Origin of the sequence: Paenibacillus violae, assembly GCF_032461945.1 — a bacterium.
GTDB lineage: Bacteria > Bacillota > Bacilli > Paenibacillales > NBRC-103111 > Paenibacillus_E > Paenibacillus_E violae.
Genome location: NZ_JAWCUD010000001.1, coordinates 935,803 through 950,852 on the forward strand (window position 1 = coordinate 935,803; position 15,050 = coordinate 950,852).

Annotated in this window: 16 protein-coding genes; 10 read left to right on the forward strand and 6 right to left on the reverse strand. The window is 45.4% G+C overall.

What is annotated here, in order from left to right; translation table 11 throughout:
- Positions 1–45: 45 nt before the first annotated feature.
- The 7 genes from RQP52_RS04100 (at position 46) to RQP52_RS04130 (ending at position 5,575) form a co-directional block, all read left to right on the forward strand.
- Positions 46–1,065 (forward strand): ABC transporter substrate-binding protein, encoded by a 1,020-nt coding sequence (locus tag RQP52_RS04100; protein ID WP_315949631.1) that lies wholly within the window; start codon positions 46–48, stop codon positions 1,063–1,065.
- 11 nt (positions 1,066–1,076) lie between these two features.
- Positions 1,077–1,496 carry a DUF4395 domain-containing protein gene (locus tag RQP52_RS04105; protein WP_315949632.1) on the forward strand — a complete coding sequence of 140 codons (420 nt, stop codon included), beginning with the start codon at positions 1,077–1,079 and terminating at the stop codon, positions 1,494–1,496.
- 184 nt (positions 1,497–1,680) lie between these two features.
- Positions 1,681–2,511 (forward strand): alpha/beta hydrolase family protein, encoded by an 831-nt coding sequence (locus tag RQP52_RS04110; RefSeq protein ID WP_157324812.1) that lies wholly within the window; start codon positions 1,681–1,683, stop codon positions 2,509–2,511.
- A gap of 22 nt (positions 2,512–2,533) precedes the next feature.
- Positions 2,534–2,743: a YezD family protein gene (locus tag RQP52_RS04115; protein ID WP_315949633.1), complete on the forward strand. Its 210-nt coding sequence runs from the start codon at positions 2,534–2,536 to the stop codon at positions 2,741–2,743.
- A gap of 119 nt (positions 2,744–2,862) precedes the next feature.
- The gene (locus RQP52_RS04120) at positions 2,863–3,819 is read left to right on the forward strand and encodes an alpha/beta hydrolase (protein WP_315949634.1); all 957 of its coding nucleotides are present in this window, start codon (positions 2,863–2,865) and stop codon (positions 3,817–3,819) included.
- 63 nt (positions 3,820–3,882) lie between these two features.
- Complete coding sequence (locus tag RQP52_RS04125) at positions 3,883–4,182, forward strand: ArsR/SmtB family transcription factor (RefSeq protein WP_315950381.1); 300 nt, start codon at positions 3,883–3,885, stop codon at positions 4,180–4,182.
- A gap of 226 nt (positions 4,183–4,408) precedes the next feature.
- Positions 4,409–5,575 (forward strand): iron-containing alcohol dehydrogenase, encoded by a 1,167-nt coding sequence (locus RQP52_RS04130; protein WP_315949635.1) that lies wholly within the window; start codon positions 4,409–4,411, stop codon positions 5,573–5,575.
- 90 nt (positions 5,576–5,665) lie between these two features.
- On the opposite strand, the gene RQP52_RS04135 is transcribed toward RQP52_RS04130, so the two are convergent.
- A complete protein-coding gene (locus RQP52_RS04135) occupies positions 5,666–6,634 on the reverse strand; it encodes an SDR family NAD(P)-dependent oxidoreductase (RefSeq protein ID WP_315949636.1) in 969 nt (322 codons plus the stop codon).
- Positions 6,635–6,886: 252 nt separating this feature from the next.
- On the opposite strand from RQP52_RS04135, the gene RQP52_RS04140 reads away from it, so the two are divergent.
- Entirely contained in the window at positions 6,887–7,549 is a 663-nt protein-coding gene (locus RQP52_RS04140; RefSeq protein ID WP_315949638.1) for a TetR/AcrR family transcriptional regulator, read from the forward strand.
- Between the two features lie 53 nt (positions 7,550–7,602).
- On the opposite strand, the gene RQP52_RS04145 is transcribed toward RQP52_RS04140, so the two are convergent.
- On the reverse strand, positions 7,603–8,325 hold the full coding sequence (locus tag RQP52_RS04145; RefSeq protein WP_315949639.1) for an HAD-IA family hydrolase: 723 nt from the start codon (positions 8,323–8,325) through the stop codon (positions 7,603–7,605).
- 206 nt (positions 8,326–8,531) lie between these two features.
- Between RQP52_RS04145 and RQP52_RS04150 the strand changes: the two genes are divergently transcribed.
- Positions 8,532–9,584, forward strand: coding sequence for an alpha/beta fold hydrolase (locus RQP52_RS04150; RefSeq protein WP_315949640.1), 1,053 nt, complete (start codon positions 8,532–8,534; stop codon positions 9,582–9,584).
- 104 nt (positions 9,585–9,688) lie between these two features.
- Here the strand turns inward: RQP52_RS04150 and RQP52_RS04155 are convergent, their stop codons facing one another.
- From RQP52_RS04155 to RQP52_RS04170, 4 genes are all read right to left on the reverse strand, one after another.
- Positions 9,689–10,105 carry an ester cyclase gene (locus RQP52_RS04155; RefSeq protein ID WP_315950382.1) on the reverse strand — a complete coding sequence of 139 codons (417 nt, stop codon included), beginning with the start codon at positions 10,103–10,105 and terminating at the stop codon, positions 9,689–9,691.
- A gap of 268 nt (positions 10,106–10,373) precedes the next feature.
- A complete protein-coding gene (locus tag RQP52_RS04160) occupies positions 10,374–11,357 on the reverse strand; it encodes an electron transfer flavoprotein subunit alpha/FixB family protein (RefSeq protein ID WP_315949641.1) in 984 nt (327 codons plus the stop codon).
- Between the two features lie 19 nt (positions 11,358–11,376).
- A complete protein-coding gene (locus RQP52_RS04165) occupies positions 11,377–12,141 on the reverse strand; it encodes an electron transfer flavoprotein subunit beta/FixA family protein (protein WP_315949643.1) in 765 nt (254 codons plus the stop codon).
- A gap of 39 nt (positions 12,142–12,180) precedes the next feature.
- Complete coding sequence (locus tag RQP52_RS04170) at positions 12,181–12,768, reverse strand: TetR/AcrR family transcriptional regulator (protein WP_315949645.1); 588 nt, start codon at positions 12,766–12,768, stop codon at positions 12,181–12,183.
- A 245-nt stretch (positions 12,769–13,013) separates the two neighbouring features.
- On the opposite strand from RQP52_RS04170, the gene RQP52_RS04175 reads away from it, so the two are divergent.
- Complete coding sequence (locus RQP52_RS04175; RefSeq protein WP_315949646.1) at positions 13,014–15,047, forward strand: (Fe-S)-binding protein; 2,034 nt, start codon at positions 13,014–13,016, stop codon at positions 15,045–15,047.
- The last annotated feature ends 3 nt before the right edge of the window (positions 15,048–15,050 follow it).

Here is a 15,050-nt window from a genome sequence, read left to right on the forward strand (position 1 = left end):
TTGATTTATCATTCATTTCATTTACGAATCAGGGGGTCAAGACATATGAAACAGAGCACTGTGAAGGTGATCAACCTTGCGCTCATTTTAACTTTATTTACCTTTTTATTAGCGGCTTGCGGGGCTAAAACAGAGAAAACCGCGGCTCCGGCAGCCTCCAATGCGGCATCAGACGCAAAAATTTCACTACCTGAAACACTGCGAATCGGATTTATTTCAGCAAACAATAACAAGACGATTACCGGACCTGAAGGTTGGGCGCAATCCAAAGGATACTTAGAAAGTGAGTTAAAGAAATATGGGGTTAAAGAGTTCAAATACTTCACATTTCCTAACGGACCCAACTTAAACGAGGCTATCTCGGCAGGAACGCTTGACGTTGGCATCTATGGCGACACGCCGGCGATCAATGGGAAAGCGGCAGGTTTGAAGACGCGGTTAATCAACGTCACGCAAGTGAATATGAATGCCTGGCTGGTTGCGAAAGCGGACGGTTCCAAGTCGTTGGATGATCTCAAAGGTAAAAAAGTAGCTACTTCACAAGGTTCTTATATGAGCCGTTATTTAACTAGCCTATTGAAAGAGAAGGGGCTTGATAAGGATGTGAAAATCTTGCACTTATTGCCTGCTGATGCAGAAGCCGCCTTATCTCGTGGAGATATTGCCGCTTATGCGTACCCGACTGGTTTCGGACCCTTATTGCTGAAGAAAGGGTATGTGGCGATTGACGAAGCTGCCAGTCATCCGCTTTTGCAAGGCTCCAGCTTGACCGTGGTGACGGAGGATTATCTGGCCAAAAACCCGCAATTTCCTAAGCTGTGGAATGATCTGCGCACCAGAGCGGTCAAAGAAATTCGTGAAAACAACGAAGAATATTTCAAATTTTATGCCGAAGCATCGGGTTATCCGCTGGATGTTGTGAAAGCATCTTTTAAAATTGAGCAATGGCCAGTAGAGGCAGCGCAACCTGACGGACTGAAACTGATTGAAGAAACGAAGAAATTTTTGGTCGATCAAGGCTTAGCGAAGAAAGATTACGCGATCAAGGACTGGTTAGCGAATTAGGAGTGACGCAAATGAGAGAAGTCCCGATATCCCTTGTGAAGGCGAATCAAACAGGAATTGTTGTCTTTGTTCTACTGGCAATAGCGTTTCAGTGGCCTTGGTTAGTTGCTATTCTGTGGGCAATACAGGTACTTGGATTAGCTGGAGGAGCGAAGTGGAACCTATTCATCTCGGTCTTAAAGAGGTTTTTTCCGGAAAATCGAACAGAAACGCAAGCACTTGAGTTGACTAAGTTTAACAATGCTTTGGCTGTCCTATTTCTTTCCATATCCTCCTTAGCTTTCGCAGTGGGTTGGTCTTTGGTGGGTTATCTCTTTGCGGTAGGCTTGCTTTTGGCAGCCGGTGCGGCATTGCTCGGTTATTGTGTAGGCTGCACGATTTACTTCCAGTATAAGCAATTTGTGAGCAGACAACGAATGAAACGTGGTTAATGCATGCCAAATATGGAAAGACTCTCACTTGGAGATAACTTTAGTGAGGGTCTTTTCAAATCAACCTATGTTTACCGAAATTTTGTTAAAAACAGGATTGACACCCTCGTACGCGGATGCTAATATTGGTATATAACTAATTCATACTAATCTTATCGGAATTATACGAAAGGGAGTAAACATCATGGAGCATGCCATCACTATACAAAGCGACGACATTGAATTGTCGGCTACACTGCATTACCCAACGAATCAAACAGGAGCTGCAAAAGCTGATTGTCAGCGCTGGCCGTTGATTATCATCTGTCATGGATTCATCGGCAGCCGGATCGGGGTGGATCGGTTATTTGTGAAGGCAGCACGTGAGTTTAGCTCAAAAGGCTATTTGGTCTTGCGGTTTGATTATGGCGGCTGCGGTGACAGCACAGGGGATTATGGTGCAGGCGGTCTGGACGTTCTCATTGATCAAACGCGCAGAGTGATTGATTATGCATTAACAATTGATTGCGTCGATTTGAGCCGCGTGATATTGGTTGGACATAGTTTGGGCGGAGCTACAGCGGTTCTGACAGCGGCGAAAGATTCCCGTGTTAAAACTCTCGTACTATGGTCGGCAGTAGCCCATCCGCATAATGATATCGTTCGAATTGTTGGCAGAAATGAATATGAGAAATTACCACTTGGCGGCGCCATCGATCATCATGGATATTCACTTACCAGCCGATTCTTTGATACACTTGCGCAGCACCAGCCGTTTGAACAACTGCGCAAATTTAATGGCGATGTACTCGTCATACACGGAACAGCGGATGAAGTTATCCCAGTTGATTATGCCCCTTTATATCAAAAGATGTTCTGGCTGCGCAATGAAGGGCAGTGCGATCTGGATCTGGTCTATCAGGCTGATCATACGTATTCGACTTCCGGAGCGACCAAGGAACTATTGGAGAAAACAAGCAATTGGCTATCCTTCATTCAGAAACAGAAAAACGATTGGAATGATTGGACGATCTGATTAAGAAGCGGAGGAAATTGAGATGGCGAAGCCACTAGAGTTAGATGACATTTGGGTGGATAGAATTAAGCAAATGTTGAATGGGTTAGAATACGGATCGGTACAAATTGTGGTACACGACGGTAAAATTGCGCAAATCGATAAAACAGAGAGAAAACGGTTTGACACACCTTCGCAAGCACAATCGCAGCTGCAAGCTGTGAAATCAGTCAAACAAACGAGTAAAGTTTAGCTATTATACGTATTTTACCGATCAGCCCGCTTTCTTCGGAAAGGGGCTGTTTTCATGTGCAAAGAGCAGTATACTGAAGAGAATATATGCAATTGCAGGGTAAGGGGGATGCAGGTGATATGCGCAAACAGTACTTTTTTTGGCGTGATGATCAAAATGTGAATCATTATGTTTATGAATGGCTTCCTGAGGAAGCGGTTACAATGAAAGGGCTTGTGCAGATTGCACACGGAATGGCCGAAACGGCTGAACGATACGAGAGACTGGCCGAGAGGTTGACGAAAAGCGGGTATGCCGTGTATGCGAACGATCATTTGGGGCATGGGCGAACTGCCGGATCGCCGGATGCCGTTGGCAAGTTTGGGAAAGACAGCTTTCGGCGGATGGCGGGAAATATGGGCCAACTGACAGGACAAATTCGGAAACGGCATCAGGAGGAGCTCCCCTTATTCGTGATGGGGCACAGCATGGGCTCCTTTTTGACACAATATTACATGGGTACTTACCTCAGTCAAAATCCCAACCAAGTACAAGGAATCATATTATCAGGCTCTAATGGCAGTGAGGGCGCTGCTCTTAACGTTGGAATCGCGTTAGCTTCTTGCGAAGCAGCCATTCGGGGAGATCATCACCGGAGTTCGCTGCTGACGGGGTTGTCTTTTGGTGCGTATAATAAAAAATTCACACCTAATCGTACGTCTTTCGACTGGTTAAGCACTGATCCGGTGGAAGTGGATAAATACGTGGCTGATCCTTACTGTGGTGTCGTGTTTACTTCAGGATTTTTTAGAGATTTCTTCAAAGGACTGAAGGAGATACATCGTCCCGCACATGTGCAGCGGATACCGAAGGAGATACCGCTCTATATTTTTTCCGGTGAAGAAGATCCTGTTGGTGGACATGGGAAAGGGGTGCGAAAGCTCATACGGATGTATGAGAATCTCGGGCTCCAGAACGTCACCAGCAAGCTTTATCCAGGCGGGCGGCATGAGATGCTGAATGAAGCGAACCGTGAGGAAGTAATGGGGGATTTGGCAGCGTGGCTGGATGAGCAGGTTGGTAGAGGTCGTGGGTGATCGTAAATATAGCTGGCATTAATGATTTGACATATTACAAATTTGTAATATATAATGGGTGACATGAACAATTCAATTGAGATTTTTAAGGCACTATCCAATGAAGCGCGTATTCAAATTTTAGAATGGCTGAAGGATCCATCAACCCATTTTTCACCCCAGGAAGGGGCTGATCTTCTTACAGTTGGGGTATGTGTGAGTCAAATAACTGAAAAATTAAAGATGAATCAATCTACAGCTTCGCAATATCTCTCAATGCTCCAAAGAGCAGGACTGGTGCATGCGACACGTTTAGGGAAATGGACTTACTACAGAAGAAATGAAGATGCGATTAATGATATTGGTCGTTTTCTTCATAAATAATCTCATCAATATAGAGAAAATTGAATTCATTCTTAGAATTCAATTTTTCTTAGAGCTAATATATCGACAATTTGCAAAATATAAATTTTTTTATTAAATCATATTGATAATTTGTAATATATGAATGTTTGTTTAAAGGAGGTGATGTGCATTTCAACACATTTGGCACAATTTATGAATGACTTGGTCAACAAATATAATCTCAATGGAGAGAGGAATAACGAATATGCAAAACTTTGAATTTCAAAACCCGACTAAACTTTTGTTTGGAAAAGGTCAAATAAGCAGCCTGAAAAAAGAAATTCCTGCTTACGGCAAACGCATCTTGCTAGTGTACGGTGGAGGAAGCATAAAAAAAATTGGACTGTACGATAAAGTTATCAATGAACTGAAGGAAATCGGTGCATTTGTCATTGAATTAGGAGGGGTTGAACCGAATCCAAGACTAACAACCGTGCAAAGAGGGATTAACCTCATAAGAGAAAATCAGCTTGATTTTATTCTTGCAGTGGGCGGCGGCAGCGTCATTGATGGTGCTAAAGCCATTGCCGCGGGTGTGCCATACGATGGCGACGTATGGGATATCGTGACTAGTAAGGTTAGTGCCCCTTCTAATTCGGTACCGATTGGCACAGTTATAACAATAGCGGGAACGGGATCAGAAATGAACGGAAATTCCGTCATTACGAATTGGGAAACGAATACGAAAGCATTCTTTAACTCCAATCATGTGCTTCCAAGATTCAGTGTTTTAGATCCAGAGCTCACAATCTCAGTACCTCGGGATCAAACGGTATACGGCAGTGTTGATATTATGTCACATGTCTTCGAACAATATTTTCATGGTTCTAGCAATGCACCTCTTCAAGAAAGAATTGGAGAAGCGATTCTTCGCACCGTTATCGAGACCGCGCCTAAGCTAGTGAACGATCTGAACAATTACGAATATCGCGAAATCATGTTATTAAATGGAACACTGGCTTTAAACGGGCTAACTGCAATGGGTGTCAGTCCGGATTGGTCGACTCATCTAATCGAACATGCCGTATCAGCTGTCCATGACATCCCTCATGGCGGTGGGATTGCGATCATTGCCCCGCACTGGATGGAACATGTCGCGGCGGTACGTCCAGAGAAAATCGCACAGTTGGGTGTTCGTGTATTCGATCTGGATCCAACAGGAAAAACGGATGCCCAATTAGCAGCGGAAGCGATTCAGTCTCTCAAGAATTTTTGGGAATCCATTGGAGCGCCTACGAAGCTGTCGGATTATGGCATCGATGACAAGGAAATTGAATTGATGACAGAAAGGTCTATGCTTGCCGATCAAATAGGGAGCTATGTCCCTCTTTCAAAAGAAGATGTCAGAAATATTTTGAGAAATTCTTTATAATGTACGCAAAACGGGCTGTCTCAAGATGAGACAGCCCGTTTTTGCATTAGCTAGTGCCTAAACTAAACTAATGGTTCATATAGAATCAGTTTAGCCTTCAAATTTCACGCCGGTCATTTCCTCGCTCATGATCCACAAGCGTTCTGCCATGTCAGGGTCGACGGCCCAAGGAAGAACGCCATGATACTGTTGGCTCATATCTCCCATCTTAAAGTCAGCGATTAACTCAGCAATGTTGCAGTCCAAGCAGTATACGCCGCCTTTTCCTTCCAACTGCTGGCTTGTTGCACACCAAACGCTTGTTGCTGCTCCTTGCTCTGTTGTTTTGAATATGCCACCAACACCACGCTCTTGATCAGATAAAAAACGAGCAAGTTCAGTGTCAATTCGGCCTGGATGCACGGAGAACGCACGGATTCCATCCGCATACCCGCGCTTGTCCAGGCCGACCGCAAACAAAGCATTGGCCGATTTTGACTGGCCGTAAGCTTTCCATTTATCGTATTCGTGCTTTTCAAAGTTAGGATCTTCGAAGTCAACACCGCCGAAACGAACTCCAGCTGAGGAAAGCGATATGACTCGAGCGTTCCTTGCTTGCTTCAATGCCGACCATAGACGCAATGTCAATTGGAAGTGGCCCAAGTGATTCGTAGCAAATTGAGATTCATAGCCGCGTGCATCGCGAACTAGTGGAGGTGCCATAATACCCGCGTTTGCGAACAAATAGTGAAGCGGTCTGCCGGAATCAAGGAAATGTTGAGCGAATTTGTCGATGGACGCAGGATCAGACAGATCGAGTTTTTCTATTTCTACGCCAGTAATACCGGCAAGAGCGGTACCGGCTTGCTCGGGAGTACGAGCTGCTACTATGACTGTAGCGCCAGCCGCTGCCAGCGCCCGAGTCGTTTCAAGACCAATACCGGAATGTCCACCGGTTACGATTGCGATTTTACCGTTTAGATTTATGCCGTTAACAATTTCCAAAGCGGTCGTTTCCGCGCCAAAGCCCGATGAGATCGGTGTTTGTGGAGTAATTCTGTATTCGTTCTGAGTCGTCATGATTTAATTCCTCCTCTGAATAATATTGCGCTTTAATAATGAATTACATACTAATCAATCGTTCTCCTAACTCGCCAAATCGATCCACCATTTCGGGGTCAATCGCTAAAGAAGAGGCTTGAAGAATGATCACATCATAGCACGATATAGATACTAAGTAAACAAAAAGTGTATTAAACGTCTCAAGTGTATCAAATGTTTCATTTGATTAAACTGTATTGTAGAATAGAAAGATTGAAGGAGGAATTTAAAATGAATGCCCCAGTAAAACAGGATGCTAAAACGAAACTACTAAAGAAACTAATTGTATCCGTCAGTAGAGACGGTTTTCAACATTTAAGGATGGACGATATCGCGAAAAATATGGACGTAAGTCGAGCGACTATGTATAGGCATTTTCCATCTAAAGAGGATGTTATGGATGGTGTAGTTCGCATGATCGTAGATTACATCGAAAGGCTTGAGGAGAGTAAAGAAAACGAAGATGAATCGTATTTTTGCGTCTGGTTTCAGCAGCTGTTTGAACAATCAGTATCACTCGTAGAGTATATTACTGACGTTTTAATGAAAGATTTGCAAATAGCGTATCCTGACCTCTACAACATGCTTAAGGGCGTATTGCAGAAGCGCGAAGAAAATTCTCTCCGCTTTTATCGACAAGGAAAAGACAAGGGTATTTTTAACACAATCAACGAAAAGTTTATTTTGCTGCAAGATGATCTTTTGCTACACGAAATCACTAGTGTTAGATATTTGCTCAACAATCAAACAACAATAAAGGAAGTGCTGAACGACTATTATCAGTTTAAAAAAATACAGCTATTTAAAGCTGATAAAATTTCGCTTGTTGATGATGCCAATATAAATTCCGTTATTGATCGGCTATCAGAAAAATTCAATCGGACGCTTATGTAAACTAATCCATTCAGATTCAATTGCGTAAAGACTTCTAGATATCGTTGAAGCTGCTAACATGTTCCTAAAATATTTGCTAAGCATACAAGGTCACTTACAATCATATCTGGTTTAGTATTCCCCGGTGGTTCAACGTAGCCGCTATGTTTACCAAATTCGATTGGGCGAGGAATATAGACCGTTGAGATGCCAGCATTAGCAGCACCGTCCAAGTCCGTAGGATGAGCTGCAACCATCAATATTTCTTGAGGATTTCCACCAAGGAGATTCACTGCATCCACATAAATAGTTGGATCAGGCTTAAATTTTTTAAACATTTGACCTGATATAATAAAGTCCCATGGTAGGTTCCAATATTTCTCCATATCTAGTAAAAGTCTAAAATCACCGTTAGAGAAGGGACCTAACCTATATTTTTTGCTCAGTTGTAATAAACCAGGTAAAGAATCGCACCATGGCCTTAACCGATGCCAAATTAAATTAAGTTTTTCGACATCCTCTGTACTCATAAACGAGATTCTATAACGCTCAATTAACTCAAGTAATTTTCTTTTATTAATCACATCATTTGTTTCCCAGGGCCTTAAACCTTTGACTATTTCATCCACTGCATTAATATAACTTTCCACTCTCCATGAATTTGCAAAGGAATTCCAATCTATCGAGAAACCATACTTATTTCCTAAACAAATACCGGTATCTACAATAGCACCGTGCCAATCCATCACAGTACCAAACGTATCAAACATAATAATTTTTATTTTTGAAATATCCATGAGAACCCCCTTGCAGTGTGTAGAATGTGCAATTTCATTATTATATTCATTAATAAGAATCCATATGGCTAATTTAAAAGTGAAAGCTGAACGGAGAGATTGTTCTAAAGATCTAATTCTTGCGCCTAACGTCTTGTATATGGGTTAATGTGCTAGGGAAACTTAACTTCTGATGGAGAAATGATGAAGACATTGGAGGAATTGTGATGCCAAGAACTCAATTTAAGGCTCTAAGGATGGCGAGACTGCTGATCATAACGCTAATGCTTCTCCCCGTAAGCTTGGCAACCTACAAGCAAAATGTCGCAACGGCAGCAGAACCGACATTTATTACTGCGACTTCGGAATCGGGTAGTAACGATAATCAGGACGAAGAACTAGTTAAAACGCTTCCGGGCTTTCAGAATGGAACTAAAACGGTCAATGGAATCAAACTTCACTATGTGGAAGGCGGCAAAGGCGAACCGCTATTTTTGCTGCCAGGATGGCCCGAAACGTGGTATGAATATCGCAAAATAATGCCTGAGTTAGCTAAGCATTATCATGTTTATTCCATCGATATTCGAGGAATGGGCAGTTCCGATAAGCCTACAACCGGCTATGACAAGAAAACGATGGCATCCGATATTTATGCATTGATGAACGAGCTGGGCTATAAGAATATTTATATTGCAGGCCATGATATCGGGTCCACGGTTGCTTATGCTTTCGCAGCCAATTACCCGCAAGCCACAAAAAAACTAGCCATGCTTGACATTTCACATCCAGACAACAACATGCTGAAGTTACCTCTCGTGGCACCATCTGGCTCGTACGATGAGAGTAATCCAGCCCGTGTAAAGTTTCCGTGGTGGTGGGCGTTTAACGCTGTACCCAATTTGCCGGAACAATTACTGCATGGTAAAAATCTAGACATAGCCTACAATTGGGCTTACGATTATTTATCCTATGACAAACCTGCTCTTACCCCACAAGAAAAGTCGATCTATCTCGCGGCCTATGCAAAACCTGATGCACTTCGCGCAGCTAATGATTGGTTTCGTACATTTCGCCAGGATATCGACGATTTCAACACCTATAAAAAACTATCTATGCCGGTCTTGGGTATCTATGGTTCAACGGGCATTAGCGATCTAGGTCCTTTCCTAAAGGAAAATACAAGGAATCCGAAAGTGGTTGAACTTAAAAAAACCGGACATTGGATTGCAGAAGAGCAGCCTGAAGAAGTCATTAAACAGTTTAAAGAGTTTTTTCGATAACAGGTTAGTAAATACATGGATTGATATGCAAAAACACATCGCGTCCGAATAAACGGGTGACGATGTGTTTTTTTTGATTTTTTAAGCGTGAAAATCAGAGGGTTTCAAGCATTTCGTTGAAGCTGCAAACGAATGCCTTCGCGGTCGATTTGAATCCAGTATTCGACGATTCGTTCGTTTTCGATGCGATAAACAGCGCTTGCAATCTCGATGATTGTTTTGCCTGTGGGCGCAAATCCGTCTACCTCGCCGATATGTGTGCCGGTTTGCTTCCAGCGTACGTAGACACGATCATTCTGCGCGATCATTTCTTGGATTTCGAGCTGGAAATCACCGTAAGCTGCAATCATCTCCCTGACGTGATCCGCATAATTGGCCGGTGTGCGGTGAACGGTGGTTTCGTTTTCTCCCGTCATTTGATGGGCCAGCACGTGCTCAGCCATGTAATCATGAGCGGCATCAGGTTGTAAACCGGAGCGAGCTTTCGCAAAAAAATGTTGAACAACATCGGTTGGGGTCATGGACATGATGAGAACTCCTAACATCTGGAATGTACGATGAGTTTACTGGAATAACATCAAAATTTCAAGAGAAGAGTTCATTCGGCGAACCGGAAAAAGGAACTAGAGAGCGCTATTCAGGCTAAAACAGCCAAACGTGAGATCTAGGGGAACTGCAGGGCTCTATTTGCCCTGGAGACCTGCTAATCCACCCCGAAAGGGGGAATTAGCGGATCACAGTTCCCTAAGATCGCCAGTTTGGCTGTTTATGCAGCTAGTAGCGGAGCAGCTATTTCAGCAGCTGCCGGAACTCCTCGGTCAGCAGCGGCACGACCTCGAACAGATCGCCGACAATGCCGTAGTCGGCTACTTTAAAGATCGGCGCCTCGGCATCCTTGTTAATCGCGATGATGACGCGCGAAGAGCTCATCCCCGCAAGGTGCTGGATGGCGCCGCTAATGCCGCACGCGATGTAGATCTCCGGCGTCACCACCTTGCCGGTCTGGCCGATTTGCATCGCGTATTCGCAGTAGCCCGCGTCGCAGGCTCCGCGGGATGCCCCGACAGCGCCGCCCAAGACGGCAGCCAGCTCTTCGAGCGGCTGGAAGCCTTCGGCGCTGCGCACGCCCCGTCCGCCGGAGACAACGATCTTGGCTTCTGCCAAGTCGATGGCGCCGGACGTTTTTTTAACCACCTCCCGAATGATGCTGCGCAGGGAGGGGGCTGGGTAGGCAACATCGATGACCGAAGCCTGACGCGTGGCGTCTGGCGCTTGCGGCGCAATGTTGTTCGGTCGGATCGTGACGACCCACGGGCCATTCGGGTCGGTAAACGCTTTCTTCTCAACGGCTTTGCCAGCGTAAAGCGGCCGGGTGAATTCAACGCGATCGCCGCTGCGCGAGATCTCCGTTACGTCCGACAGCTGGCCGGCGCCTAGCTTCGCTGCGGCCAGCGGTGCCAGATCTCGGCCGGCAGCCGTATGGCCGTAATACAAGGCATTTGGCTTCACAACGCCAGTTACGGCTAGTAATGCGCTCAAATAGGCTTCCGAGTTGTAGTTATCAAGAGCAGCATCCTCAACAACATAGATGGATTCCGCGCCATATGCAGTGAGCTCGCTTGCTAGAGCTTTGGTGCCGCTCCCGCCAATGAGTGCAGCGTGAATCGCATCGCCTTCCGCAGCAGACAACTGCGCAGCACGTAAGGCTTCAAAGGATACCTGACGCAGCTTGCCTCCGCGAGCTTCGGCGACAACAAGAAATGTTTTAGCCATGATCGTAGCCTCCCCTTCGTTAAATCACTTTGGATTCATTGCGTAACGCTTGGACAAGCTCCGTCACCTGCTGCGCGATTTCGCCTTTGAGAATGCGTCCAGCTTGGCGTTCAGGAGGCAGTTTTAACTCAAGTCTTGTCGTCTTGGCGGAAGCTGAATCAGCGCCTTCAATGTCATCAAGGGTTAAATGTTGAAAAGGCTTTTTCTTCGCTTTCATGATGCCCGGCAGGGAAGGGTAACGAGGTTCATTCAAACCTTGCTGTGCGGTGAAGAGAGCAGGGAGCGGAACCTCAATGACTTCAATATCGCCTTCCGCATCTCGGTGGGCAACCGCCACGGCACCCGAGATTTCAAGTTTAGTAATGGATGCAGCATGTGGGATTTCAAGAAGGGCCGCTAGGCGAATGGCGACTTGACCGGCTCCATTGTCTACAGAGAAGTTACCGCCTAGCAAGAGGTCAAAAGACTGACTGCGCAGGTATTGTGCTAAAATTTCAGCAACCTCATATTCATCGCCTTGAATGCGCTCATCGGTGATAAGAACAGCCTCGTCTGCCCCCATAGCCAGTGCGGTACGCAGGGCTTCAGCCGTCCTGTCGGGACCTACGGAGAGCAGGGTGACTTTGCCACCGAATTCATCTCGCAGCTGAATAGCTTGCTCCACAGCGTATTCATCATAAGGATTAATGACGAATTTGGCGCCATCTTCCTGAACGCTCCCCGCTTGCAGAACAATTTTCTCCTCTGTATCAAAGGTTTGCTTCAATAATACAAAAATGTCCATAGCCAAGCTCCTTCCTGAATATACATGTTATACAGACCCTTAAGCCTCGATGCCTTTCATGAAAAAGTTAACGGTAGGGCCGACTTGAGCGGTTAAGGAATACTTTTGCCCGGAGATGAGCCAGGAGGTCACAACTTCATCCATGCCTCCAAAGATGAGAAGCCTTACGAGTTTCGCATCAAAATCGGCGCGGAAGCTCCCGTCTTGTTTGCCTCTTTCTAATATATTTTCAATGAGGATAATATATCTCTTGAGTGCAAGGCCAATCTCTTTGCGCAGCTCCAAATCGCTTTGTCTCAATTCGATTTGCGTGAGAAAGGCCAGATTGACATTCCCTTCAAGCTCGGTGAAATGAATTTCACAAACTTTATAAAGGGCTTGCTTCGCTGTCATCTGTTCGTTGACGCCAGTGTTGAACTTCTCCACAAGCTCGCCTAATTTCTCTTGAAACAGACTGGTCAAGATATCCTCCTTCTTTTTGAAATATAAGTAGATGGTTCCGTCAGCCACTCCGGCTTCCTTGGCAATTCGGGATACTTGTGATTTGTGAAAGCCGTTCTCTGCAAATACTTTCAGAGCGCCTTCGAGAATGGCGTAATACTTGTCTGGTTTTTTGCTACTTGTCAAGGGGATCACCTCGGTGTTAAGATACAGATATCAGTGAATGAATACTCATTCATTTTTATAGTTTCATCATAAAATACGTAGTACGCCTTGTCAACGACTTATTCAGCTTAAGAAGCAAGTAAGAAAGTTAGCCGGCTTACACTAACGATCAAGCATTTTTCAACTCTGGAAATAGGGGCATATGGAACTTGCTTTTTTACGATGTTTACATGTAAGCGCTATCTTTTCAGGTGAGGAGGTCCTCTATGATTGGTTCGCTCATTCAGTTTGTATTGTTTCTAGCGGTTACAGGCTGTGCGTTGTTCTTGTTTGGCCGAATTGTGTACCACCGGTATTTGTACATCCAGTTAGGTAAATCAGTGAATTTGAAGAAAGAAGCAAAAGCTCGGTTGAAGGAGTTTGCCATTCAGGTGTTCGGTCAGACGAAACTGCTGAAGGATAAGAAAAGTGGCATCATGCACATCGTCATCTTTTATGGTTTTCTTATTTTACAGCTAGGAGCCCTTGATCTGATTCTAAAAGGATTAATCGGCCGTGGGCTGCCAATGCCCGGTTACGACTATTTTACATTCATCCAGGAAGTGACGGTTGCGCTGATTCTGCTGGCTATGGGGTATGCGACTTATCGCCGTTATATTGAAAAGCTTAAGCGTTTAAAACGGGGCTGGAAGCCCAGTATTGTCGTGTTTTTCATCTTTTTCCTCATGCTGTCCGTTGTGGTCAGCGGTGGTTTTGAGCGGGTGCGAGAGGGGTTGGGAGCTTCCGGTTATGCACCCATTTCATCCGTTTTTGCCGGGATATTTAGCGGTCTCTCGCACACTGGGGCGACCATAGGGTTTTATATCAGTTGGTGGATGCATTTGCTGATTTTGCTGTCTTTTCTGATCTACGTCCCGCAATCCAAACATTTTCATATTATTACGGCACCTCTTAACATATTGCTCCGGCGCACAGAACCTACCGGCAAATTGGCTTCGCTTGATTTGGAAGACGAAGAAGCGGAATCATTCGGTGTCGGCAAAGTGGAGGATTTTACGCAAAAACAGATGCTTGATTTCTACTCTTGTGTGGAGTGCGGGCGCTGCACGAATGTTTGCCCGGCCAATACGACCGGCAAGCTGCTTTCCCCCATGCATCTGATTACGAAACTTCGTGATCATTTGACGGAAAAGGGCGCTGTTATCACATCCAAATCGCCGTGGGTTCCGGCGGCAGCTTTCGCTACACATAGCGGGCATAACCCGCTAGAGGTGGAATTGATCGGCGGTGTCATCACCGAGGAGGAGCTTTGGGCTTGCACAACCTGCCGCAACTGCGAAGATCAATGTCCAGTCGGCAATGAGCATGTAGATAAAATTGTTGATCTGCGCAGACACCTAGTGTTGACGCAAGGCAGTATGCCGCATGACGGACAGCGTGCCCTGCAAAACATTGAGCGTCAAGGAAATCCATGGGGAATCTCCCGGAATGATCGCGTGAAATGGGTGAAGGAAGTAGATCCGAATAATGAGCTGAACGTTCGTACGGTGAAGGAGAATCGCGATTTTGAGTATCTCTTTTTCCTGGGATCAATGGGATCGTATGATAACCGCAGCCGTAAAATTACGCATGCATTTGTGAAGCTGATGAACGAAGCCGGCATCTCCTTTGCGATATTGGGGAATGAGGAGAAAAATTCCGGGGATACCCCCCGTCGTATGGGGAATGAATTTCTTTTTCAACAGTTGTGTGCTGACAATATTGCGACTTTTCAAAAGTATAAAGTTCAGAAAATCGTAACGACCTGTCCACACACGTATCATATTTTCAAAAATGAATACCCCGAATTTGGCTTGGAGGCCGACGTTTTTCATCACACGGAACTGCTCGATGTATGGGTGAAAGAAGGTCGTTTGAAGCCGCAATACGAGGTGCATGAACGCATCACGTATCACGACTCTTGTTACTTGGGCCGTTACAACGAGGTGTATGAGGAGCCACGCAGTATCTTGCGTGCGATTCCAGGGGCCGTACTTGTGGAGCAACCGCGTTCCCGTGAAAACAGTATGTGCTGCGGTGCCGGAGGCGGCATGATGTGGATGGAAGAAACGGCCGGCACACGCGTTAATGTAGCGCGCACGGAGCAACTATTGAGTGTGAAGCCGACGGTGATCACCTCAGCCTGTCCCTATTGTTTAACAATGGTCGAGGATGGCACGAAGCTGAAGGAGGTAGAGGAGCAGGTTAAAGCGCGAGATATCGCTGAAATTCTAGCCTTGTCTGTATTTGGAACTGCGTAAGAC

What these genes read in the sequence shown, in the direction of transcription:
- RQP52_RS04155 (WP_315950382.1), bottom strand. Translation starts at nt 10,105, where the DNA reads ATGACCCCAACCGATGTTGTTCAACATTTTTTTGCGAAAGCTCGCTCC.
- RQP52_RS04100 (WP_315949631.1), top strand. Translation starts at nt 46, where the DNA reads ATGAAACAGAGCACTGTGAAGGTGATCAACCTTGCGCTCATTTTAACT.
- RQP52_RS04110 (WP_157324812.1), top strand. Translation starts at nt 1,681, where the DNA reads ATGGAGCATGCCATCACTATACAAAGCGACGACATTGAATTGTCGGCT.
- RQP52_RS04135 (WP_315949636.1), bottom strand. Translation starts at nt 6,634, where the DNA reads ATGACGACTCAGAACGAATACAGAATTACTCCACAAACACCGATCTCA.
- RQP52_RS04125 (WP_315950381.1), top strand. Translation starts at nt 3,883, where the DNA reads ATGAACAATTCAATTGAGATTTTTAAGGCACTATCCAATGAAGCGCGT.
- RQP52_RS04160 (WP_315949641.1), bottom strand. Translation starts at nt 11,357, where the DNA reads ATGGCTAAAACATTTCTTGTTGTCGCCGAAGCTCGCGGAGGCAAGCTG.
- RQP52_RS04150 (WP_315949640.1), top strand. Translation starts at nt 8,532, where the DNA reads ATGCCAAGAACTCAATTTAAGGCTCTAAGGATGGCGAGACTGCTGATC.
- RQP52_RS04105 (WP_315949632.1), top strand. Translation starts at nt 1,077, where the DNA reads ATGAGAGAAGTCCCGATATCCCTTGTGAAGGCGAATCAAACAGGAATT.
- RQP52_RS04115 (WP_315949633.1), top strand. Translation starts at nt 2,534, where the DNA reads ATGGCGAAGCCACTAGAGTTAGATGACATTTGGGTGGATAGAATTAAG.
- RQP52_RS04165 (WP_315949643.1), bottom strand. Translation starts at nt 12,141, where the DNA reads ATGGACATTTTTGTATTATTGAAGCAAACCTTTGATACAGAGGAGAAA.
- RQP52_RS04120 (WP_315949634.1), top strand. Translation starts at nt 2,863, where the DNA reads ATGCGCAAACAGTACTTTTTTTGGCGTGATGATCAAAATGTGAATCAT.
- RQP52_RS04140 (WP_315949638.1), top strand. Translation starts at nt 6,887, where the DNA reads ATGAATGCCCCAGTAAAACAGGATGCTAAAACGAAACTACTAAAGAAA.
- RQP52_RS04130 (WP_315949635.1), top strand. Translation starts at nt 4,409, where the DNA reads ATGCAAAACTTTGAATTTCAAAACCCGACTAAACTTTTGTTTGGAAAA.
- RQP52_RS04175 (WP_315949646.1), top strand. Translation starts at nt 13,014, where the DNA reads ATGATTGGTTCGCTCATTCAGTTTGTATTGTTTCTAGCGGTTACAGGC.
- RQP52_RS04145 (WP_315949639.1), bottom strand. Translation starts at nt 8,325, where the DNA reads ATGGATATTTCAAAAATAAAAATTATTATGTTTGATACGTTTGGTACT.